Source organism: Streptomyces sp. NPDC021012 (genome assembly GCF_044333355.1).
Lineage (GTDB): Bacteria > Actinomycetota > Actinomycetes > Streptomycetales > Streptomycetaceae > Streptomyces.
Genome location: NZ_JBIRQU010000010.1, coordinates 79791 through 102446, shown reverse-complemented (window position 1 = coordinate 102446; position 22656 = coordinate 79791). Strand labels below are relative to the sequence as shown.

The 22656-nt window shown below is 73.3% G+C and carries 12 protein-coding genes and 2 pseudogenes; 8 read left to right on the top strand and 6 right to left on the bottom strand.

Translation table 11 applies throughout. The features are described 5' to 3' along the window. Positions 1 to 25: 25 nt before the first annotated feature. From ACH4TP_RS29090 to ACH4TP_RS29070, 5 genes are read right to left on the bottom strand one after another with little or no spacing between them, the layout of a single operon-like run. On the bottom strand, positions 26 to 988 hold the full coding sequence (locus ACH4TP_RS29090; RefSeq protein ID WP_398439541.1) for a WD40 repeat domain-containing protein: 963 nt from the start codon (positions 986 to 988) through the stop codon (positions 26 to 28). Further along, entirely contained in the window at positions 985 to 2709 is a 1725-nt protein-coding gene (locus ACH4TP_RS29085) for a hypothetical protein (protein WP_398439540.1), read from the bottom strand. Before ACH4TP_RS29085 ends, ACH4TP_RS29090 begins: the two co-directional genes overlap by 4 nt. Before the next feature lie 2 nt (positions 2710 to 2711). Next, on the bottom strand, positions 2712 to 7340 hold the full coding sequence (locus tag ACH4TP_RS29080; protein WP_398439539.1) for a hypothetical protein: 4629 nt from the start codon (positions 7338 to 7340) through the stop codon (positions 2712 to 2714). 14 nt (positions 7341 to 7354) lie between these two features. Further along, the gene (locus tag ACH4TP_RS29075; RefSeq protein ID WP_398439538.1) at positions 7355 to 10885 is read right to left on the bottom strand and encodes a hypothetical protein; all 3531 of its coding nucleotides are present in this window, start codon (positions 10883 to 10885) and stop codon (positions 7355 to 7357) included. Next, positions 10882 to 13551, bottom strand: a complete 2670-nt coding sequence (locus ACH4TP_RS29070) for a DUF6603 domain-containing protein (RefSeq protein WP_398439537.1) — start codon at positions 13549 to 13551, stop codon at positions 10882 to 10884. Before ACH4TP_RS29070 ends, ACH4TP_RS29075 begins: the two co-directional genes overlap by 4 nt. A gap of 222 nt (positions 13552 to 13773) precedes the next feature. Here ACH4TP_RS29070 and ACH4TP_RS29065 point away from each other — a divergent pair, with 222 nt between their 5' ends. From ACH4TP_RS29065 to ACH4TP_RS29050, 4 genes and pseudogenes are all read left to right on the top strand, one after another. Then, positions 13774 to 14112 carry a hypothetical protein gene (locus ACH4TP_RS29065; protein WP_398439536.1) on the top strand — a complete coding sequence of 113 codons (339 nt, stop codon included), beginning with the start codon at positions 13774 to 13776 and terminating at the stop codon, positions 14110 to 14112. 132 nt (positions 14113 to 14244) lie between these two features. Continuing rightward, a pseudogene (locus ACH4TP_RS29060) lies at positions 14245 to 14507 on the top strand (IS5/IS1182 family transposase); the annotation flags it as partial. A 103-nt stretch (positions 14508 to 14610) separates the two neighbouring features. Further along, positions 14611 to 15197: pseudogene (locus ACH4TP_RS29055) on the top strand (hypothetical protein). A gap of 338 nt (positions 15198 to 15535) precedes the next feature. Next, positions 15536 to 16981, top strand: a complete 1446-nt coding sequence (locus tag ACH4TP_RS29050) for an IS4 family transposase (protein ID WP_398439535.1) — start codon at positions 15536 to 15538, stop codon at positions 16979 to 16981. 130 nt (positions 16982 to 17111) lie between these two features. Here the strand turns inward: ACH4TP_RS29050 and ACH4TP_RS29045 are convergent, their stop codons facing one another. Further along, positions 17112 to 17372, bottom strand: coding sequence for a hypothetical protein (locus ACH4TP_RS29045; protein WP_398439534.1), 261 nt, complete (start codon positions 17370 to 17372; stop codon positions 17112 to 17114). A 301-nt stretch (positions 17373 to 17673) separates the two neighbouring features. Here ACH4TP_RS29045 and lanL point away from each other — a divergent pair, with 301 nt between their 5' ends. The 4 genes from lanL to ACH4TP_RS29025 all read left to right on the top strand — a co-directional run bounded on the left by lanL (position 17674) and on the right by ACH4TP_RS29025 (position 22656). After that, complete coding sequence (gene lanL, locus ACH4TP_RS29040; RefSeq protein WP_398439533.1) at positions 17674 to 20373, top strand: class IV lanthionine synthetase LanL; 2700 nt, start codon at positions 17674 to 17676, stop codon at positions 20371 to 20373. A 90-nt stretch (positions 20374 to 20463) separates the two neighbouring features. Further along, positions 20464 to 20619: a VenA family class IV lanthipeptide gene (locus ACH4TP_RS29035; RefSeq protein ID WP_388857907.1), complete on the top strand. Its 156-nt coding sequence runs from the start codon at positions 20464 to 20466 to the stop codon at positions 20617 to 20619. A gap of 82 nt (positions 20620 to 20701) precedes the next feature. Further along, positions 20702 to 21805, top strand: a complete 1104-nt coding sequence (locus ACH4TP_RS29030) for an ATP-binding cassette domain-containing protein (RefSeq protein WP_398439532.1) — start codon at positions 20702 to 20704, stop codon at positions 21803 to 21805. After that, positions 21802 to 22656 (top strand): ABC transporter permease, encoded by an 855-nt coding sequence (locus ACH4TP_RS29025; RefSeq protein ID WP_389235175.1) that lies wholly within the window; start codon positions 21802 to 21804, stop codon positions 22654 to 22656. Before ACH4TP_RS29030 ends, ACH4TP_RS29025 begins: the two co-directional genes overlap by 4 nt.

Here is a 22656-nt window from a genome sequence, read left to right as displayed (position 1 = left end):
GCTGCTCTCCCGTGTCGGGCCGGCGTCAGAACGGTGTGGTGCCGCGGATCACCAGGCGCGGCGCGGGGTCGACCCGGGTCTGGTTGATCGCCGGGCGCAGCGCGGTGGGGTCGGCCGGATCGCGGGCCCAGCGGCGGATGTAGCCGTCCCAGCCTCCCGTGATGATCTCCCTTTCGTCGGGGGTGACGGTGATCGCCCAGATGCTCAGATGGTCGGTGGCCACAGGCGTGCCCACGGCCTGTCCGGTGGTGCGCTGCCAGCGGCGGATGGTGCCGTCGTCGCAGCCCGCGACGATCTCGCCGTCCCTGGTCAGGGCGAGGACGCGGACAGCGGCGCCGGCCACGATGGGGGCGGCGAGCGGTCTGCCGCTCCCACGGTCCCAGCGGCGTACGGTGCCGTCCCGACCACCGCTGACGATCTCGCTGCCGTCGGCGCTGACGACCACGGTCGGCACGGGGCCGATGTGGCCGTCGAGGCCGGCCAGCAGGGTGGCGGCGGCGCGGTCCCAGCGGCGTACGGCGCCGTCGTTGCCCGCGGTGACGATCTCCTGGTCGTCCGGGGTGAGGGCCATGGCGCGTACGGCTCCGTCGTGGGCGGTCAGCGGGGCGGCGAGGGGCACGCCGTCGGCCCGGTTCCAGCGCCGTACCGTGCCGTCATAGGCGGCGGTGAGCAGTTCGGTGCTGTCCGAGGTCTTCCGCAGGGCGAGGATCCAGTCGGCGTGGGCGGAGACGGGGGCGGCCGCGGAGGTGGATGTGGCTCGGTTCCAGCGGCGTAGCGTGCCGTCGCTGCCGGCGGTGACGATCTCCTGGTCATCGGGGCCGAGGAGCATCGCCCAGACGCTGCGCTTGTGGGCGGGCAGCAGGGGGCAGAGGGCTTCGCCGGTCTCTCGCCGCCAGCGCAGGACCCGGCCGACGGCGTCCGCGCTGACGATCTCGGATCCGTCGCGGGTGAGGGTGAGCGCGCTCACCGCGCCGATGCCGTGGTTCATGGCGTGGCCTCCTTGGCGGGGAGCACCCCGTCGAAGGTCAACCCGGAGGCGGCCTCGCCCTGCCCGGCGCGGGCACGGTATCCGGTCCACCGGTAGTGGTGGCCGTCGTGGCCGCGCACGGTCACCGGGGTGCGGCCGGCGGTCACGCCGGAGCGCGGGATCTCCTCGTCGCGGAAGTACACCCGGGCCACCTCCGGCTCCAGCAACCGGCCGCGCGCCTGGGTGCGCAGGGTGCCGTGCGCGGTGGGCAGGGTCATCCGTCCGCGCCGGAACCTGGTCGCGGCCGAGCCGGGCGCGAGCGGGACGGGCACGAGCGGGATCCATTGGTACGGCACGGCCGTCGCCAACTGGTAGGTGAGGGCGCCCGGGACGTCCGACGGGCCGGGCGGGGTCAGGCCGGGATTCTCGTCGGCGCGGGGCCGGGGCTTTCCGGTGGCGCTCTGCACGGTGCGCTCGATCGCCCAGGCGAGGTTGGCCATTTCGTCGCGGACGAACAGCACTTCCTCCACGGGCGGACCTTCGATGCGGCCCGCGGCCCGGGGCAGGAGCGGCAGCAGGGCGGGCCCGGGCCGGCCGGAGCCGGCGATGCCGAGCCGGAAGAGCGACCAGTGTTCGTCGCCCGCGGCCTTGAGGTTCAGCGAGTCGCCGAAGGTGTCCACGACTGTGAGGCCCGTGATGCCGTGGACGTGCCCCACCTCCAGTTCCAGGGGGACGACCCAGTGGTCGTTGCCGTACACGTTGGCGAACTCCACCAGGAGCAGCCGGGCCAGGTCGGCCGGGCCGGCCTCGATGGAGGGCAGGTTGACGCTGGTGTCCTCGAACTCCCACCAGCGCTCGGCCGGCATGCCGGGGTACGTGGCGCGGGTGGGCAGGACGGTGCGGGTCTGCGTGCCGGTGGCGGTGAGGGCGGTGGCGGTGGCGTCGATGTCGAACCGGTAGCTCTCGACGCCACCGCCCGGGTACTCGGGTGCGGTCAGGGTGATGCGCTGACCGCCCTGGGACGCCTCGACGGCGAAGTGGTGCTCCAGGCGGTCGCGTACCCAGCTGGAGGCGGTCGGCGGGGTGTGTTCGGCCGCGAACCACGCCTTCCACTTGTTCGCGGCCAGGTTGAAGGCGGTCAGCTGGGCCGTGTTGAGGCCGGTCGGGCGCCATCCGGCGGCGGAGGCCAGTGCGTGGGCGAGTTTCCCGCCGTGCGGGGCGCGGGCCAGCAGCACCTGCGCGAGCGTGCGGCCCGCGGGGTCCGGTTCCGGACCGCCCGCGGGATCAGCCGGGGATGTGCTGTCGAGGAGAGGGAACGCGGCCAGCGCCTGGTCGGTGACGGAGTCGCGAACGCCGGTGGGCAGTGCGCCGAGTCCGCCGAGGAACCGCAGTCCCGCCCGTGCGGCGGTGCGCAACGGCAGCTCGCGGTCGGCCTGGTCCGGGGTGCGGCCCGCCTCGGCGAGGTATTCGACGGGCACGCCCGGCGGATACGGTACGGAGGGGCCGCTGTCGCCGGGCCTGAACCGGTCCACGGTGGCCGCGGCCGTGGTGAGCGAGCAGCCGACGGGCGAGCCGCCGTCCTCGCCGTGGAACTCGGCGAGTTGCCGCTGCCGGGCCAGCAGGAACAGCGGGTCGGCGATCCGGGCCTGGAGGGCCTCGTCGAGCTGGCCGCCGGTCCCGCTCGGCCGGACGTTCGGCTCGATGCGGTGGAAGTGGGCGAAGACCGCCTTGTCGTCGGCCATGCTCAGGCCTCCCGATCTCTCAGCTGCGTGATGATGCCGGCGGCGATGCTGGTCTTCATGAGGTCCTTGAAGGCGATGCCGGGGAATCCGCCGAGTGCGTCCTGGGGCAGGTACACGGCGGGGAGGTAGCGGCCCAGCCAGCCGAGCGCCGGGAGGTCGACCAGGCGCAGTCCGGTGAGGTCGAGCGCCTCGCGCACGGTCTCGCTCAGCAGCTCGGCCGTCCAGGGGCGTCCCACGACGGGCGGTACGGCGAGCAGTACGGCCTGGGGGGCGCGGGCTCCGGGGGCGTCGTAGTGGAAGGCGACGCCCGCCGTGTGCCGCTGGGCCGGGATCAGCTCCGGCCATTCGTCGACCACGAGGACGGCCACCGGCTTGGTGAGGTCGGGGGCGGGGAGGCCGTGCACGACCAGGCCGGTCGCCGGAGGCAGGCCCGCGGTACTGGTGGCGCCGACCCAGCGGTCGTGGGCGGTGAACGGGGTCTGCCCGATCCGCAGGGCGAAGTCGCCGCCGGTGCCGGCTGCTTCGCCGTGCAGCAGCAGGTCGGCGAGGGCGGAGGCGCCGGTGCGGACGGTCGCCGCGCGTTCGAGCCAGTCGCGCGGGACGGTGTCGTCCGTGCCGCCCCGGTCGAGGTCGGGCCCGAAGGATGCCGCGAGCGGGACCGGGGCCGACGGGGTGGTCAGGCCGACGGCGCGGAAGCCGGGTCCGAAGACGGCCTGGAGGGCCTCCACGGCCGCCTGCGCACCCTTTCCTGCCAGGGCTTGCGCGGCGAGGCCGAGCCGGGTGTCGGCCTCGTGGACGGCGGCCGCGGTGCGGACGGCCGGGTCGTCGTCGGCGGCGGCGGGTACGACGATCCCGTAGGCGGAGAGGAGCTCCAGGTCGGCGGCGTTCTTCGCGCCTGTCAGGCCGGAGACGGCGTGCTGGGCGCGGTCGCGCAGCTCCGTCTCGTCGGGGGTCTGTGCGGGCGGGTTGAGGGCGGGGGCCAGGTCGGCGGGTGTGCCGGGGCGACCGGCGGCGAGGACCGAGGCGACGGCGCCGGCCAGTGCCTCGATCTCCTGGAGGGACACTGTGGAGCGCGGCCAGTGGGCGTCCCGTCCGTCGAGGGGTTCGGCCACGGCGTCGCTCGGCAGGTCGGGCGGGCGGTGTGCGGTGAGGGCCCGGCTCAGGGTCGTACGCAGGCTTCGGGCGGCGGTGAGGGCGACGACGTCCAGCGCGCAGTGGTCGGTGAGCGGCCAGGGGTGCTGGCGGGTCTCGGCCGGGGTGGAGTGGCCGGGCCGGCGCCAGGCGACCTGGAGGCGGATGCGGTCGGTCCGGCCCAGCTGATGGCCCGCCCATGCGTCGAGCCGTGGCTCCGCCTGCGCGCGGGGTCGGGTCCGCTGGGCGGGGCCGTCCCAGCCGTGCGACAGCGCCAGGTCCTCGGGGACGACGACGAGGACGCGGTGGTTGACAGAGGTGCCCTGGGCGGGGGTGTCGAGGATTTCGGGTCGGGGCGGGGGCTGGCCTCCGGCGGCGAGGCTGTCCAGGGTGGCGCCCGCCCGGTCGGGGTTGCCGTTGGCGAGCTGGTGGACGCTCTCGGCGAGCAGCAGGTCGCCGATCGCGTCGATGTCGTCGTGCAGGGCCTCCAGTGCGGCGCGGACCGCGGGTTCCTCCTTGGTGGGTTCCAGGGGTGGGTGGACAGTGGGCTCCAGTCGGCTCAGCGCGTCGGCCACGGTGAGCGCGCCCACGGCGGCACCGTCGGTGACGTCGTGCGGAGCGACGAACTCGGTGGCGCCGGGTGCCGGGTGGTGGACGGCCCGGAACGGCCACTGCGTGCGCAGTGGCGCGATGACACGGTCGAGCTCCAGGGGCTCGGCGGCGTTCTCCCGGGCCTCGTGCAGCCGCCGCTCCAGCCGGTAGCCGAGCAGGGCGCCCAGCGGCTGGCCCTGGCGCACGCCGTCCAGCGTCGCCATGGCGGCGCGCATGCGGCTGGAGGACAGGTTCACGGCGAACGCGCCGGGGTCCGAGGGGTGGGACAGGACTCCGCTGTGCAGGACGGCGGCGGTGGTGGCCTGGGCGAGCGAGGGAGCCAGAACGTATCCCTCGCTGCGGCGGCCTGCCTGCGGCGAGAGGTTCTCCACCCATCCGTAGGCACCGAGTTGCACCCCGGTCGGCCGCCGGGTGTCGGACCGCATGGCCTGCAGGCGCACGGTGGCCAGCGAGGTGATCCAGGCGTCGAGCCGGTGGGAGGCGAGGTCGAGGCACTCGCCGAGGAGGCGTTCCATGACGTCGAAGGGGTCCCGGCCGGCGTCGTGCCAGTCGTGGACGCGGGTGGACAGGTAGCGCAGGGCGGCGTCGATCTGGGCCAGGCGGACGCTCCAGGGGCGCTCGACGCCGAGGAGGCCGAGGACGCCCCGGTGGTTCAGGGCGGCGGCCGCCACGGCGGGGGCGAGCTGGGCGCGTGCGCTGGTGAGGGCGTCGTGGACGGTGGTCGCGGCTTCGGTGGCCGCGGACAGGTTGAGGCCGAGGGTGGCCTTGAGGGTGAAGGGGCGGAGTCCGACGCCGGCCTGGGAGGCGAGGGAGCCGGCCGTGAGGGGTGGCAGCAGGACCTCGGTGAAGCGCAGCCGCTTGTCGGTGACGAGTCCGCCGGCATGCGCGGCTCCGGCGGCGGCGTGGCCGTACTCCAGGTTGGCGGTGTGCCGCAGCAGTGCCTCCAACAGGGTGCGGGCCCGGTCCGGGGTCACCAGGACGTGCAGGGTTTCGAACCGGTCGACCACGTCCTCCAGGAACCCGGCGAGCTCGCCGACCGGGTCGGTGCCCTCGGGCAGGTTCTGCAGCCGCGTGTTGGGCAGCCACAGGCGGCTGGTGCGCGGCTCGTTCTGGTGCTGGGAGACGACGGGCTCGTAGCCGATGCCCAGGGCCCGGTTGAGGGCGGTGGACAGGCGGGCCTCGGGGCCGAGGCCGGAGTCCGGGACCAGGCCGAGAACATGACTGAAGTAGCTTGCGTTGAGGGCGCCGCGCACGCCCCGCACGTCGCTGGACTTCGACACCGCGGCGAGGCCCAGGGCGCGCAGTACGTCGCGTTCGGGCTTGGGCAGGTCGAGGGTGTCGCCGGGCTGGTCGGCGCCGCCGACCCGCGGCATCGTGTCGACGCCGACCTCCCAGAAGGGGCGCAGGGTGGTCAGGACGCGGTGCAGCCCGGCCAGTTGTCCGCGCTCGTGCTCCGGGTCGGGACTCCAGCGGCGCATGACGGTGATGGGCAGCAGCCCGTACGGCTGCTTGCCGAGGCGAAGGGTGGGCAGCGGGCCGCGGGCTCGTACCGCGTCCGCGTGGTGCAGCCGCAGCCACTCCAGATCGACGCCGGTCTCCTCGCGGTGGCTTCCGCTCTCCATGAGCTGGTCGAGGAAGAAGTCGCCGGTCGCGCTCCACAGGGCCAGTTGGAGGGCTCGTGCGTCGGCCTGTTCGGGTTCGGTGCCGCCGGGCAGCGCGGTGGCCGCCTCCTGGGGGATGCCGAGCGCGGTCGCCAGGCGGGTGGCATTGCTCCACGGGTCGGGGGCGGAGGGAGGGGGAGCGGCCGTGTGCAGCAGGGCGTCGACGTCGGGTGGGTCGTCCTGCGGTCGGCGGGCGTGCGGGACGTTGTTGGTGGGGGTGTCCTGGAGGACGTAGGAGGCCTCGCCGTCCTGCGCCCGTCCGGTGAGCAGCCGGGTCAGCCGGGCCGCGGAAGCGGTCGGGTCCAGGGAGGCCGAGACGCCGAAGGCGATGACGCGGGAGAGCAGGGGGCGGCGGTCAGGGTCGTAGCCGGGCCGGTCGAGGGGCACGGTGAGAGCCAGGCCGTCGTCGTGGGCGGCGGAGAAGCTGGTGAGCCAGCGCAGGCCGGGGTCGGTCAGGGGCCCGGTGCCCGCATCCGGCGCGGTGGCGGGCGCGTCGGGGTCCGGGCTCATCTGGACGGTGTCCGGCACGGCCTCGCCGCGCCTCTCGCCGACGAGGATCTCGCCGTTCGGGGTCTGCTGGAAGGCCTGGACGACGAACTGGTCGGGGAGGGTGGAGGCAGCGGCCGGCCGGTTCCAGCCGCGGGAGCGGGTGGGCAGGTCGGCGGGCCAGGCCGGCTCGGGGCCCGCCGCCTCGTCGGGCAGGGGCACTTCGGGGCGGTCGTCGGCCGTCGGCGTCAGGATGGTGACGATCCAGCGGGCCCGGGCCGGGCCCAGCGTGCCGCGCAGCTGCTCCCAGGCCCCGAGCCGGATGCGGGCCCGGTCTCCCGACGCGTTCTCGGTGCGCCCGGCCCGGAAGACGGCGCGCCAGTACCGCTTGCCCTGCTGGATCTCGCCGTCGGTGGGCAGGGGTTCGTGGCTGTCGACGTGGATGTCGTCGGGGAAGATCCGCACCTGGAGGGTGTCGGGTCGGCCACCGTCCGGTGTGAGCCGGGTCTCCAGCCGCACCGGAGCGAGCATCAGGGGCACGTCGGGGTCCAGCTCGGCGAGCAGGGTGTCGGCGTCGGCCACGGCGGTGAACTCGCGCAGCGCCTGGTGCAGGGCCTCGCGGACCGTCTGGAGGGTCTGGTAGGCGGCACGGCGCTGCTCGGGTGTGGCGCCGGGGCCGAGACCGGCGCGGCGCTGCTCGGCCTCGGCGACGGCCGCGCGCAGCGGGGCGAGATCGGTCATCCGGTCTTGTCTCCCTAGGGCTGGGGTGGTGGGGGGCGGAGCAGCCGCTCGGCGGGCATGACGACCCGTACGGGCTGTTGGAAGCACTGGCGGGCGATGCCGGCGGCGCTGTCGCCCCAGACGAGGCCGTCGAGCGCGACGTTGGGACGCCGGCTTCCCGGGGCGTGGGTCGCGGCCTGGAACTGCTCGGGCGAGTCGAAGAGGTGACTCCAGTCGAGGTTGTTCCAGTCGTCGGCGTCGGTGGGCGGCACGGTCTCGGCCGGCGGCACGTAGGGGCGGCCCCACAGGCCGGGCGGCGGCGGGCTGGCAAGGATCTCGTCGGAGGGGTCGTCCAGACCGAAGCGGGGTTCGGTGGGCTGTTCGGCGATGACGAAGCACCAGTCGCGGTCGAGGATCTCACCGAGTCGGAGGTCGAAGCCGAGGAACGTCGTGTCGGGGTCCAGGCCGCCGCGGAAGACGGGGTGGCGGGCGAGGCCGTCGTCGGGTTCCCGTGAACCGTCCGGAGTCGGCGGCAGCAGGGGGGCCGCGTAGACGATCGCCCCGGGGTAGCGGCGCAGCAGGGCCGTGCGCAGCAGGAGGACGACCCGGTCGGCCGGGGCGGTCAGATGGGTGCCGAGCGGGGCCCCGGTCTGCCACTGGTGCAGGGGCGGCATTTCGGGACTGGTGCCCCAGAAGGAGGCGAAGTACGTGCCGCGCTGGTCGGTGGGGTACTCGCGCCAGCGCAGTTCTCGGGCGAACTCGTGATTGAGGCCGACCATGTACGACGCGATGAAGGCGGGGTTGGTCAGGGCGAGCGCGGCGCTGTCGGGCGGCACCTTGTCCAGTCCGGCGAGCATCCACTCGGTGGACTGTTCGGACAGCGGACGCCACATGGCGTCGGGGAACGTGGGCGCCCACTGGAGCGGAGCGGTGCTGTCGGCGCCGGCCGGATGCTCGACGCGGGAGCCGACGACGGTGTCCACGGTGGTGTGCGGGTGGATCTGGTCGGTGACGGTGGTGTGGGCCGCGGGTGCCGGGAAGAGGTCGCGGGGCGGGATGGGCGGCACGTCGGCGGGCCGGAAGACCTGGTCGTGGGCGCCGACGATCATGCCGTGGGTGTCGCCCGGGCTGAGGCCGAGCACGGAGGGCGCGGGCAGCCGGTCCGCGAGGCCGGGCAGGCTTGCCGGGCCGAAAAGGCTGCCCAGGGACATGCCGCCGCCGTGTTGCCAGCCGGCGAGGATGTCGCCCAGCCGGTCCGGTGTCCACACGTCGCCGTCCGGGGGCGGGGTGCCGTCGGCGAGCCGTTCCCAGCCGCCGGAGCAGTCGGCGCGCCAGTCCCCCGCCCTCCCGGTCTCGTCCCAGTCCCAGATCCCGGGGCAGGTGCCGTGGAAGGTACCTCGGGCGGTCTGCGACTGCCAGACGCCGTTGAACGTGCCGTCGGAGACGTCCGGCGGGTCGTCCCAGACACCTGCCGCGACGCCCTGCCAGGTGCCGTGGTCGTCGGAGGTCTCCCAGGTTCCGGTCAGGACCAGTCGCCAGCCGCCGTCGAACCGCGGACCCGGCTGCGCGTCCCACACTCCGGTGAACACGCCCCGCCAGGTGCCGGGGCCGCTGTCACCGTGGCGGAAGGTGCCCCGGGCCTCGCCCTTCCAGCCGCCACCGGCGGACAGCGGGTCCCAGTGGCCGGACCACATGCCCTTGAGCGTTCCGGTGGGGGTGCCGTCCGAGGCGGTCAGAAGTCCGGTGGGGGCGATGCGCCCGGACGGGAAGGCCAGGGTGTCCTGCGGGGTGATGCGCGTGTCGGCGAGGAACTGGGTGGGTACGGCGATCTCCCGTACCGTGCCGAGCCGGAAGACGGCGTCGAGCGTGGCGGGCGCCAGGGGCGGCGCGGCGGAGAGTTGCGCGGTGGTGAGGTCGCGCAGCTCCGCGTGGCGGATCGCCTGGCCCGCCAGGGTCTTCCAGGCCGGCGCGGCGGCGGTGGACGGCCCGAGCGCGGCCAGGACGGCGGGCAGGCGGTCGGCGCTGACGACGCGTTCCGGCGCGACGGCGAAGGCGACGGTGCCGTCGGGGCTGCGGGGGGTGACGGACAGTCCGGTCTCGATCGCCGCCATCGTGGTCAGCGTGTTGGCGAAGGGCACTTCCGCCACGTCCGGGTTCTGCTGCCGGGTGACGAGGGCGACGCGTCTGCTGAGCAGGCCGAGCGGTCGGACGGCGCGCCGGAAGGTGGTGGTGGCCATGGCTGTGGGCAGGACGCTGGCGTGCACGCTGCTCGCCAGTGTGGCCGTGCCGAACAGCGTGCGGGTGCGCAGCGGTGCCGCGAGGTGGAGGAACTCGTCCGTGGTGAGCGGCTGTACGTGCCGTTCGTGGAGCCTCGTGCCGACCAGCCGGGCCAGCCGGGCGAGGTCCACGAAGCGGTTGGCGGCCTGCACGTCGGCCAACTGGGTCCAGGCGGATGCCATCAGCTGTTCCTGCTCGCGCTGGACGGACCTGGTGCCGAGGCCCGCGGCGACGCGCCACCGCGGATCGAGGTTCAGGGTGTCCAGCCAGCCCGCCGATCCGGGGACGGCCTTGGCGGCGAGGGCGTGAAACCTGCCGTACAGCGGAGGGGCGACTTCGGGGTCGTCGTCGCTGTCGTCGCCGTGCGTGCCCTCGAGCGAGCCGGCGAGCGCGCTCTGCCACTGGGTGCTGTGCGCGTCGACCGGCCAGGCGTCCCGGGGCCCGAGGTCGGGTGCGATCAGCGCGCTTTCGACCTGTTGGACGACCGGACCTGGACCCGGGTCCTGCGGCCTGGGTCTGCTGATGTCCATCGGCCTGCGGCCGGCGCCGGCGATGGGGCGGCACTGGAGGCGGTCGGCGAGGGTCTCGAAGTCCCCCGCCTCCCCGGTGGAGAAGGTCCAGGAGTGGTAGACCGGCAGGTCGGCGTCCGTGTCCGCACTCCAGGCGTGGGCGAGGTCGCCCCCTGTCTCGCCGTGACCGGCGCGCCGCCCGGCCTCGAACGCGGGCACGAGGCAGGCCACGTATTCGGTGTGCGGAAGCAGTCGTCGGGGAGCGAGCAGCCGGGAGACGCGGGCGCGCGGATCCTGCTCGTGGCCGACCAGGGTCTGGACGTGCGCCCACAGGTGCAGCCGGTCGGGATCGGGGAGTTCGGCGCCGGACACGCGCAGTACGGGCAGCGGACGGCCGGGCTCCCGCCCGGGCCTGGCGAGCCGCGCCGGGACGCAGACCAGCGCGAGCCAGGGGCGCAGCGCCCCGCCGGACACGGGGGCGAGGGGTGTGAACAGCCAGGGCAGGTCGGTGCGGTCGAATTCGACCATGGGGAATTTCGTGGTCTCGGCGTCGGGGGTGCCGGGCAACGGGTACACCCGCACGATCTGCCGGGGATCGAGGGCGCTTACGTCCCCGGGGCCGTACAGGTGCACCGGTACGGGCCGTTCGGGTCGTGCGTTGACGAACGCGGAGGCGGCGATGGTGCCGCGGACGGGGGTCGTGCGCTGGAGGTCGTCGAAGTCCGTCAGCGACGCCGCGGCCCCCGTCCGGTCCCACGAGGCGAATGCGTATCCGGTCATGGTGTGACCACCGACTTCAGCTCGTACGAGGGGACGACGTGCAGCGACGGGGAGCGCCCGGCAGGGGCGCCGAACGACAGCGCCGCTTCGGTGAAAGTGGACGTGCGACCCAGTTCCGTGGCCTCGGTGAGGGTGTCGACGTGAGCGACCGCGAACGAAGGGGCCTTGAGGGCCGACGGCGCGGGCGCGTACACGTACCGGGCCCGGTCGGCGTGGACCGCGCTGGTCGCCACCGCACCGTGCTCGAGCGCGGCGAGCAGGTGCGGTTCGGTCAGCAGCCAGAAGGCGCGCGGCTGGGGCGCGGCACCGCGCTCGCCGATCCACTTGGTCTCGTAGCGCACTTCCACGGTGCGGCGGGGCGCGTCGGCGCCGGCCACCGGCGGGGTCAGCTCACTGCCGGAACGGAGGAGTTCGAAGGTGGGCTGGGTGAGTTTCTCGTCGTCGGTGAGGTCGAAGAAGTCGGCGCGGGCGAACTGCTCCCGGATCGGCTGGGCGGTCGGACTGCCGTCGCCGAAGCGTACGGAGACCGTGAAGGTGGCGGGCTTTTCGAGGCGGCCGGGGCCGTACCTGGTCACGGGGATGTCGAGGGGCACCACACGCTGGCTGAAGCGGAGCCGGCCGAGAGGGTGCAGCAGGCGCGCGGTGTCCACGCCGTCGCCGCGCAGGGCGGCCAGGGTGGCGGCGCCTTCGGGCAGCACCGGCTCCCAGCTGCGCGGGTTGTCGAGTTCCCGTTCCAACAGGGGTGCGATGTCGGGTGGTGGCGGGGCGCCCGCCACTCCGGTGCAGGCCCAGTGCTCGTCGAAGGGGAAGCTGACGTCGATGAAGAACAGGGAGACGGTGGCCCGTCCGGCGACGTGCCAGCAGGGCGTCGGTCCCTCGACGCGGACGCGCAGATCGACCGAGCACAGGCTGTGGCCGTCGAAGCGGAGGTGGAAGGAGCCGTACAGATCGAGTACGACACCGAAGCTGGGCTCCCAGCGCAGCAACGCGTCGAAGCCGAGCTGTCCGCTCACCCCGGTGTCGGACGTGCCGATGACGGCGGTCAGCGTGGCTCCCGCCTGGACGGTGCCCGGTGTGATGGCGAAGTATCCGCTGAAGACGATGCTGAGCGCCGAGGCGCTGGCGATGGCGATGGAGAGCCGTCGGGGTACCGGGAACCCGGCCGGCACGAGGAAGCCGGGATGGAACCCTCCGGCGCTGAAGATGAACGTGGCGTCGGAGCCGGTCTTGATCCGCAGTGCGATCCCGCCCTCGATACCGGCGGTGAGCAACCGGGAACCGGCGAGGTCGGCGACCATCTCCACGAGGCCGTTCGCCACGTCCATGACGCCCTCGACGGATGCCCGCAGGTCGAGGACCGGAGCCTCGGGGGCGGGCAGGGCGATCCTGAGCCGGCCGAGCAGGGCGACGACACCGCTGGGCAGTTCCAGGACGAGTCCCACGTCGGCCGTCACGAACGGCACCGGGCGGCCCCAGCCCAGCCGGAAGGTCGGCCCGACGACCACGCTGCCGCGCCGGGCGGGGAAGACCGAGGCCAGCGTGTCCAGGATCTGCGGCGCGGCCCGGGCCGGATCGTCCGGGAACAGCACCCGGTCCAGGTGGCCCGACTGCACGGCCGCCGCGAGGCCGGCCCGGTCGATGGCGTGCCCGATGCCGACGATGCCGCCGACCGCGTTCAGGGTGAAGCCGAGACCGAGTTCGATGGCCGGCGTGAACAGGGCGCTGAGCGCCACCAGAAGCGAGGGCTCACTTGGCTGCAGGATGGCGAACGCCCGTACGTCGACCACGCCCAGGGCGAGACCCAGCGCGCCCCGGTACTCGTCACCGCGCCGTTCCAGAAAGCCGCTGCCCCGCGCGGGGCCCGCCGCCAGGCTCAGTCCCAGCCCGCTCGGGGGCACCGGTGTGGCGCCGGATCCCGGCGTCAGTTCGATGCCGATTCCGTCGATCGTGGCGTCGGCGAGCCCCAGCAGCGAGGCACCGAAGGAGGCGGTGAACCGCAACGCGAGGCCGGAGGGCGCGAGATACAGGGCGGGCGCACGCAGGCCCGGCGGCGCGATGCGCAGCGGCACCGCCAGGCCGTTCTTCCCACCGCCCTGGAAGTGGACTCCCTGCATGTCCAGTCGGGCCTGGACGTCACCCTCCAGGGCCGGCCCGCCCGGTACGACGAGGCTGAGCAGTTCGTCGGTGGGCAGGGTGAGCCGGATCCCGCGCACGGAGAGTCGCAGCGCGGCGGCGGTGGGGTCGGCCGGCACGATGAGGGCGAGCGTGATGTCCTGCTCCACCCGAAGCACGTCGGCGAGCCGGAGCTTGCCCAGGTTCACGGAGAAGGAGATCTCGGAGGGCAGCGTGTCGTGCAGCACCCGGACGTCGTTCGCGGTGACCACGAGGACGTCCGGCACGGTGAGGCTCCAGCCCGGAACGTCGTCGCCCGCCGCGTCGGCGAGCAGCGTCAGCAGCTTGGGCCAGAGATCGCCGACCTGATCCGCATCCGGCGCGCCGATGCGGGCCAACACCGCAGAGGGCGTCAGCTGCGCCCCCGGCAGTCCGAGCGCCTCAGCCAGCTTCCGGCGCCGCTGCGTCGGGTCGAGGGTGTCCCCCAAGGTGGGCAGGACTCCGGCCAATGCGGTCCGCAGCTGCGAGGCGAGATCGGCTACCGTTCCGCTCATGAGGTCACATCCGTGTGCGGCAAGACAGCTCCTCAACGGGGACTGACACACGGGCGTTGGTCTCACAACCGCCCGCGGCGGCCGGGCACCACTGTTCGTGTGGACCGTCCGATTCCGCAACACGGAAAGCGCTTACCGCACCCTGCCGGCCGAGCGCATTACTCCCTCGGTGCGATTGCCGGCCGACCGCGCGCCACCCCGTTGCGGCGGCGGATCGCCGTCGTGGATCATGAACAACCGGGCTGGGCGGTCACGGACTCGGACGGCCGGTACGGAGACCCGACGCCGGACCCCGCGAAGCCGCTCGCCTCCTGGCGGTACGAGCCCGAGGCCGACGGCGACGGCACCCGGCTGCGACAGCCGGCCGCCCTCGGGCCGCACCGCAGTGGGGTCGCCCTGGCCGTCGAGCACTGGCCGGACAGGGAAGAGGGGATCGTCGCCTACCGGGTGAAGGACACGAAGAACCTGCTGGTCAGCTGCTCGCCGAAGAAGCTCGGCTTCTTCCGACCATCCCCGCCGAGGCGGGCCGGGAGGCACTGCGCGGGACGACCGGGCCCTTGAGCCCCGAAGTGGTCCTGCAGTGGAGAGCAGGTGATGCCTCCTCATGCCTCCAGCGGTCCCGGCGGCGGAACGGAACACCGCCCTGTGACGACGCCGTGGACCGCGCCTCGTACCTGTACTCGTCCAAAAAACGTCGTGACGCGCGGCAACACCAACGACTGCACCCGGTTCACCACCGTGATGCAAGCGATCCGGGTGCCCCGGATCAGACCCGGACGGTCCCGCATCCGACCCGATCACGTCCTGGACGACAAGGGCTACAGCTCGAACCGGCCTTCGACCGCACGGTCTCCAAGCACCGCAATGTCGTGGAACGGTGCTTCAACCCCTTGAAGCGGTGGCGCGGCAGCGCCGCCCGATACGACAAAGCCGCCGAATCCTACGAAGCAGCCGTCGCCTCGCCTCACTCCTGAGGGGCGTGGCATTTGACGACAGAACCTGGGTCCAGTCTGAAGCGAATCACGCGATCCTCGAACGTTTCCGAATCAGATCATCGCAGTGGAGAAGGGCGTCAAGTCCCGGGCGCACCAGGACCTGACGGCGGCGCATCACGGTCTACAGAAGCCCGCGTCGCTCGCCGGGATCTCCCGTACGTACCAGCCGAAGGACGAGGAGGGCGAGCAGCTGCCGCCCGAGTCGACGCTGGTGCAGGTGAGGGCCGAGGACGTGCTCCGTGACACGGCGCGGGCACTGACCCGTCTCTTCGATGTGACGGCCACCGAGGACTGGGCGAACTGCGACGCGCGCGCGGACATCACGGTCGACGGACGCGTGCTCGTGGAGGCGACGGACAAGCACCCGGCGCAGGTCGAGGTCTCCTGCGAGGACGTTCCGGTCGGCTACTGGACCACGGTGAAGTTCTCGGACGCGCTGCCGGCCCGGCGGGTCAACGAGCCCCTGGAACGGGTGGAGAAGCTCCAGCAGGCGGCGCCGTTCGCCCGCGAGGAGGCGAACGGCGCCGAGGCCACCGACCAGCGGGTCGGCGACGCCGCTTCGGCTACCTCCCTTCGGGTAGCGGGGACACCACGGACTCCCCGGCCGCGGAGAGCGGCCGGGGTGCGCGAGGAGCGCAAAGCCGAAGCTGAGCCTTGTCGTGACATACGCGGTTCCAGTGGGGGTTCGAGTCCTCCTCCCGCGCACTTCCCGCCGGGGCGGCCCGACCAGGCAGAGGCAGACCGCGGTCAATCTCAGGCCATTGCTCCAGACTCAGCATGCGCCGCTCATCGCCGGATCGACCGGGCCCGGGCCCCGCGCGTCGAAATGCCAGTTCGAATCTGGTCCGCCGAGCTCGATCGGCGGTGGTCCGAAGGCAGGACGCGACGCATTGACGAATGACCCGGGCCCTCAAGCGTGCCGGCGTGTGATGTGAGCGGCACCGACAGGGTCCGGGGGCAGGCTGCGCCAATGCAGTTGCCTTTGAGCTGTGGAGATCGTTGCCCCGCGTGTGACGGGGTGGGGTGCGGGCCAGCGGGTGCGGATCGGGATCCTGACGAAGGTGTTCACCGCTGAGCTGGTCGACGCGGCGATAGCCAAGCACGACCGGGGCGAGCGGCGCCGGTGCCTCCTGCCGGCGCGGCTGGTCGTGTACTTCGTCCTGGCCCTGTGCCTGTTCGCCCGGGAGTCGTACGAGGAGGTGCTGCGGGTGCTGACCAGCGGCATCCCGGGCAGCCGGGCCCTCGCGCGGGTGAACCGGTCGTCGTTGTGCCGGGCCCGCGCCCGCCTCGGCGAGGACGTGCTGGAGACCGTGTTCCGCCAGGTGGCCGGCCCGCTCGCCACCCCGGCCACGCCCGGAGCGTGGTGGCGAGGACTGCGGCTCCTCGCCCTGGACGGCACCCGGTTCGATCTCCCGGATTCGACGAGCAACGGCGACACCTTCGACGGCCCCTCCGCCACCGGCGGCGCCCCCTTCGGCTTCCCCCAGGTCAGGGCGGTGGTCCTGGCCGAGATCGGAACGCACGGAGTCCTCGACGCCCGCCTCGGCGGTTACCGCGACGGCGAACGCAGCCTCGCTCACCCGCTGGCCGGCTCCACCGGCCCCGGCGACCTGGTCATCGCCGACCGCGGCTTCTGGTCGGTCGAGTTCGCTCACGTCTTCACCGTGGCGGGCGCGGATCCGCTGGTCAGGCTCCAGTCCAACCACCTCGGCCCCGCCCAGGAAGAACTACCGGACGGCTCGTACCTGTCGATGGCGCGACCGGGAAAGGACGTCCGGCTCCGAGCCGCGCGAGAGGGCCGAACGCTGCCCCGGCACGTGATCTACCGGGTCATCGCCTTCGCCAAGGGCGACAAGGTCGCCCACCTGGGCACAACGCTGCTGGCCCCCGAGCGGTACCCGGCCGACGAGCTGGTCGCGCTCTACCGGGAGCGCTGGGAGATCGAGCTCGCCTTCGACGAGATCAAGAACCACCTCGGCCCCGGCGGGCCGATCAGGTCGCGCACACCGGAAGGCGTCCGGCAGGGACTGCGGGCCTACCTCGCGGTCCACCACGCCATCCGCCAGCTCGCCCACACGGCCGCGCTCGCCCGCCCGACGGTGGACGCCGACCGTGTCTCCTACCTGGAGTGCGTACGCATCGTCCGCCGCAGCATCCCGTCCCAGCTCGGAGCGACCGCCACCAAGCTCACCCGCTCCTTCACCGAGGCCGGGCGGGAGGCACGTGCACGCCTTCTGTCGGCCCGGCGCGGCCGGGAGTGCCCGCGCGCGATCAAGAAGCCGAACCGTTGGCCCGTCCTGAGGGCCCGAGCCAGACGAGACACGGTCCAGCCGGGCCGCTGGGCCCACAACCAGACCACGAAACCGAAGAGCAACCGCCGAGTCGGAAGACCGGTACTCAGGGGAACCCGAACCTCGCCACCGCCTAAGGAGTAGGTGACGAGGGACCGAGAATGACGATCGGCTCCTCGGCTCGGGCCCGGGCGAGGGCGGCGGCGGCCTCTGCCTCGTCGCGGGTCCCACGGCGGCGCCAAGGGCCGCAGCGCGTCGGGGCTGCGGGCTCAGGTCAGCCGAGCCAGTCTCGGAATCGGGCGTGTGATGGTCCGCATGTGCCGTCGGCCAAGGCGTCCTCGTAAGCCTGCCTGGCTGCGGCTTCCCTCTCTTCCGCCGAGGTGCCGGCGGACGTGAGGGACCCTGAGCCGACTGCGTAGGTCGTGCATCGTGGATAGACCGGCTGAACGGCGTACCACCCGAAGGCGACGACGGCAGCCAGCGTGGCCAGGGTGATGAAGCGGCGTCTGGGTGCGCGGAAGAACGGGTTGATCACCTATGGATGGTACGGAGCGTGTCTGGCCTGCCGGCCCGCGCCCTACTCCGTCACAGACAGGGCGACGATCCCCCGCAACTCAAAGGCAACTGCATTGGCAGGCCGCGCCCCCGGACCCGCTCCTTTTCCCGTGACCCGTTGGAACCAAAGTGCGCCGCTCATTGCGCTGGGCGCACCTCTTCAGGGTGGTAGAACGTCGCGCGCTCGCTGGATGAAGTGAATCCGGGTGGGTGCGTGTTGGTCTGTTTATGTCACCGGGCACCTTCCCGTCAGCGGTTCTCACCGTTGAGAGGGACACGCAATGACGAGCCACGCTACCGAAGTCGATTTGGAAGGCCTTCTCCGCGAGGCGCTGCACGCCACGGGCACGGGTGCGCGCTGGGTGGTCGAGGCGGACGAGATGTGGAGCCGGGTCGCGCCCCGGTCCGGGACGCGACGTGAGCAGGGGTGGAAGCTGCACCTGTCGGCCACGGCCGCGTCGGCGCCGACCGTCCTCGCCAAGGCCCTGCGCGTACTGCTGCGGGGGAGGTCGGGATTCAAGTTCGCCCGGTCGCTGGAGCAGGTCAGCGCGCTCAACTCCCGTGCGACGCCCCGGGGAAGCTCGGGCAAGTTCATCACGGTCTACCCGTGTTCCGACGCCGAGGCGGCCGAGCTCGCCCGGGAGCTGCACGCGGTCACGGCGGGTCTCGCCGGACCCCGGATCCTGTCCGACCAGCCCTACGCCGTGGGCAGCCTGGTGCACTACCGCTACGGGGCGTTCGTCGGCCGGCGGCGCCTGTCGGACGACGGTCTGCTGGTGTGGTTCATCGAGGACCCGGACGGCAACCCCGTCGAGGACAAGCGCACCGGCCAGTACTCCCCGCCGCCCTGGGCCGTCTGTCCGTTCCCCGCCACGGTTCCGGTGACGCCGCGTGGCGGGGGCGCGAAGAACGGTCCGGTGGTGCTCGGTGGCCGTTTCGCGGTGCGGGAGGCGATCCGGCAGACGAACAAGGGCGGTGTGTACCGGGGCAGCGACGTCCGTACGGGTGCGGGCGTGGTGATCAAGGAGGCCCGGCCGCACGTGGAGGGCGATGCCTCCGGCGGCGACGTCCGGGACTGGCTGCGGGCCGAGGCCAGGACGCTGGAGAAGCTCACGGGCACGGGGCTGGCCCCGGAAGCGGTGGCGCTGTTCGAGCACGGCGGGCACCTGTTCCTGGCCCAGGACGAGGTGCCGGGCGTGACCCTGCGCACCTGGGTGGCCGAGCACTTCCGCGATGTGGGGGGCGAGCGCTACCGCGTCGACGCGCTGGCGCAGGTCGCGCGCCTGGTGGACCTGGTGGCGGCGGCGCACGCCCGCGGCCTGGTCCTGCGGGACTTCACACCGGGCAACGTCATGGTCCGGCCCGACGGTGAACTGCGCCTGATCGACCTGGAGCTCGCCGTCCTGGAGGCCGAGGCCGCGCTGCCGACCCGCGTGGGGACGCCCGGTTTCAGCGCCCCCGAGCGTCTGGCCGACGCGCCCGTCCGTCCGACGGCCGACTACTACAGCCTCGGCGCAACCGCCTGCTTCGTCCTGGCCGGCAAGGTGCCGAACCTCCTGCCCGAGGAGCCCGCCGACAGGCCGACCGAGCAGCGGCTCGCCGCATGGCTCGCGGCCTGTACCGGGCCGCTCCGGCTCCCGGACGGCGTGGTGTCCATGCTCCTCGGGCTGATGCGGGACGATCCCGCCGAGCGGTGGGATCCGTCCAGGGCCCGCGAGGCCCTGCGGAAGGCGGAGCCGGAGGCACGGCCCCAGGGCGTGGCCGGGGCCGCCGTACGGCCGGATGCCCGCGCCGACGGCGGCCCGGTGCGGGACGTCGGGGCGCTGGACGACGTGGTGACGGGGCTCGTGGACCACCTCGTCGACTCGATCACGCCGGCGGACGACCGACGGCTGTGGCCCGTGTCGACCCTCTCCGGGGAGAGCGATCCCTGCACGGTGCAGCAGGGTGCGGCCGGTGTGCTGGCCGTGCTGTCGCGGTACTTCGAGCTCACCGGCGACCCGCGTCTGCCCGGCCTGATCTCCACCGCCGGGCACTGGATCGCGGACCGCACCGACCTCCGCTCCACACGCCCCGGCCTGCACTTCGGCGGCCGTGGGACCGCCTGGGCGCTGTACGACGCGGGGCGCGCCGTCGACGACCGCCGGCTCATCGACCACGCGCTGGCCCTGGCGCTGGCCCCGCAGCAGGTCACGGCCCATCACGACATCACCCACGGCACCGCGGGCAGCGGGCTCGCCGCCCTCCACCTGTGGCAGCGCACCGGGGACGCGCGTTTCGCCGAACTGGCCGTCGACGCCGCCGCGCGGCTGACCGCCGCCGTCAGGCGCGGGCCCGGCGGAGTGGGCTGGCCGGTCCCCGCCGAAGCCGACGCGGAGGACGGCGGCAAACGCTACCTGGGCTTCGCCCACGGGACGGCGGGCATCGGCTCCTTCCTCCTCGCGGCCGCGGACCTCTCGCAGCGGCACGAGCACAGGGAACTGGCCCTGGAGGCCGGCGAGCAGCTGGTGGCCGCCGCCGTACGCACCGGCGAGACGGCCCAGTGGCCCTCCCAGGCCGGAGACGTGCCCACGGCACCGTACTGGTGCCACGGCTCGGCGGGCATCGGTACGTTCCTCGTCCGGCTGTGGCAGGTCACCGGGGACGACAGATGCGGCGACCTCGCCCGCCGCAGTACGCATGCCGTCAGGGAACGCGCCTCGCGCGCCTCGCTCAGCCAGTGCCACGGGCTGGCGGGCAACGGCGACTTCCTCCTCGACGTGGCCGAGGCCACGGGAGATCCCGCGTACCGGGCGATGGCCGAGGAACTGGCCGGCCTCGTCCTGGCCGAACGGACCCACCGCCGCGACCAGGTGGTCTTCCCCAACGAGTACGGGGACGTCTCGACCAGCTGGAGCGACGGGTCCGCGGGGATCCTCGCGTTCCTGCTCCGGGTCCGTCACACCGCTCCACGGCACTGGATGGTCCAGCAGTCGGGTTGAGCGACACAGACTCCCGGCGCCGGATGTTCCGGACGCCGGGTCGAGCGGCAGAACAGTGCTGCCGCCGCCTCACAGAAGAAGGAGAAGACCATGGAGAACCAGGACCTCGAACTGCTGGCCCGCCTTCACGCCCTCCCGGAGACCGACCCGGTCGGCGCCGACGGTGCGCCGTTCGCGGCGACCTGTGAGTGCGTCGGCCTGCTGACGCTCCTCAACACCGTCTGCATCGGCATCAGCTGCGCGTAGGACAGTCGGCACCAACCGGCCGGCGGCTGTCCCGGGCAGCCGCCGGCCGGTACGTCGAACCCGTAGACGAGGACCGGAGCACATGCAGCGACAGACCGGTGACGACGATCTCGCCACAGCGGCCCTCACGGCGGCCGAGCCCGCCAGCCCGTACGGCACGCACCCCCCTCCCGAGCCCGTCCACGCCATCAGCACACGCGGTCTGGTCAAGAGCTACCCGGGGCCGGAGGGCACCGTCACCCATGCCGTGCGCGGCCTGGACCTGGACGTGCGCCGCGGCGAGACGTTCGCCTTCCTCGGCCCCAACGGCGCGGGGAAGTCCACCACGATCGCCATGCTGTGCTCCCTGGCCCGCCCCACCTCCGGTCACGCCGTCGTGGCCGGCGCGGACGTCCTCACCCAGCCCCACGAGGTACGGCGACGGGTCGGCATGCTCTTCCAGCACAGCGCCGTGGACCCGGATCTGACGGCCGAACAGAACCTCCACATCCACGCCCGTCTCTACGGCCTCTCCCGCGCCCACGCCCGCCGGCGTACCGCCGAGGTGCTCGAGACGGCCGGGCTCACCGACCGGCGCCGCTCCCCCGTACGCACCCTGTCGGGAGGCATGCGGCGGCGCCTGGAGATCTCCCGCCAGCTGCTGCATGCGCCCGGTGTGCTGTTCCTGGACGAGCCGACCACCGGGCTGGATCCGCATGCCCGGGCCCAGGTCTGGGAGCACCTTCGGGCGCTGCGGGAGCTGCACGGCAGCACCCTCTTCGTCACCACCCACTACCTGGAGGAGGCGGAGAACTGCGACCGTCTCGCCATCATCGACCGCGGCCGGCTGGTCGCGCAGGGCACGCCCGTGGAGCTGAAGGCCGCGATCGGGGACGACCGGGTCGTCCTGCGCACCGGTGACGACGAGGCGGCGCGGCGGGTCGTCCGCCGGATCGCGCCGCCCGACCGTGCCGTCACCGTCGACGCGGACGGGATCTGGCTGCGGGTTCCGGGCGGCAGCGCCTGGATCCCCCGGTTGTGCGCGGCCCTGGAGGCACGCGGCATCGCGGTGCATGCCGCGTCCGCGACCCCGCCCACGCTCGACGACGTCTTCTTCCACCACACCGGCCGCAGCCTGGGCGTCGCACAGCCCGGCCGGGCGCCCTCCGCGGCGACGGTGACGACGGAAACCGGTGCCGGCCGATGACCACCTTCACCTGGAAGTCCTCGGAGACGGCGTACGGCGAGCGGGCCGGCCGGCTGCGGAACGAGCTGCGCGCGGTCCACGCGCTGGTCCACCGTGATCTGTTGCGCCTGTCCGGTCAGCGCGCCCACACGGCGCTGATGCTGCTCCACCCCGTGCTCTACCTCTTCATCCTCGGCGGTGGACTGGCCGCTCTCATCCCCCAGTCCTCCCTGGGCGTCGGATACCAGACGTACCTCTTCCCCGGCATGTTGATGATGACGGTGCAGACGCCCGCCATCATGGTCGGCATCCGGCTGATCACCGACCGGCAGAGCGGCTACCTGCGTGAGCTCCTGATGGCGCCGGTCCACCGGTCCACCCTGCTCCTGGGCAGCTGCGCCGGCGGGACCCTGACCGCCACCGTCCAGGGCGCCGTCCTGCTCAGCCTGGCCGGCGTCGTGGGCCTGCCCTACGACCCGGTCCTCCTGGTGCTGCTCCTGGCCGGCATGGTCCTGGCCTCGTTCACCATCACGTCCCTGGCCCTGGCCCTGGCCGTCGGCCTGCGCAGAGCCGAGACGTTCCACACGCTGCTCGGTCTGGTGATGATGCCGCTGCTGTTCCTCTCCGGCGGCTTCTTCCCCCTCACGGCCCTGCCCGGCTGGGCCCGTACGCTGTCCGACGTCAACCCCCTCGCGTACGCGGTGGACCTCCTCCGCCGCACCATCACCCTCCGCGTCCCGGACCAGGCGGCGGCCGCCGGCATCGAATGGGCAGGCCAGCCGCCACCCCTCCCCCTCGAAGCCACCGTCCTCCTGGCGGGCGGCGCACTCGCCCTGTTCTGGGCGGCACGTCGCTTCAACCGCCCGGAATGA

What these genes read in the sequence shown, in the direction of transcription:
- ACH4TP_RS29030 (WP_398439532.1), top strand. Translation starts at nt 20,702, where the DNA reads ATGCAGCGACAGACCGGTGACGACGATCTCGCCACAGCGGCCCTCACG.
- ACH4TP_RS29025 (WP_389235175.1), top strand. Translation starts at nt 21,802, where the DNA reads ATGACCACCTTCACCTGGAAGTCCTCGGAGACGGCGTACGGCGAGCGG.
- ACH4TP_RS29085 (WP_398439540.1), bottom strand. Translation starts at nt 2,709, where the DNA reads ATGGCCGACGACAAGGCGGTCTTCGCCCACTTCCACCGCATCGAGCCG.
- ACH4TP_RS29090 (WP_398439541.1), bottom strand. Translation starts at nt 988, where the DNA reads ATGAACCACGGCATCGGCGCGGTGAGCGCGCTCACCCTCACCCGCGAC.
- ACH4TP_RS29080 (WP_398439539.1), bottom strand. Translation starts at nt 7,340, where the DNA reads ATGACCGATCTCGCCCCGCTGCGCGCGGCCGTCGCCGAGGCCGAGCAG.
- lanL (WP_398439533.1), top strand. Translation starts at nt 17,674, where the DNA reads ATGACGAGCCACGCTACCGAAGTCGATTTGGAAGGCCTTCTCCGCGAG.
- ACH4TP_RS29070 (WP_398439537.1), bottom strand. Translation starts at nt 13,551, where the DNA reads ATGAGCGGAACGGTAGCCGATCTCGCCTCGCAGCTGCGGACCGCATTG.
- ACH4TP_RS29035 (WP_388857907.1), top strand. Translation starts at nt 20,464, where the DNA reads ATGGAGAACCAGGACCTCGAACTGCTGGCCCGCCTTCACGCCCTCCCG.
- ACH4TP_RS29075 (WP_398439538.1), bottom strand. Translation starts at nt 10,885, where the DNA reads ATGACCGGATACGCATTCGCCTCGTGGGACCGGACGGGGGCCGCGGCG.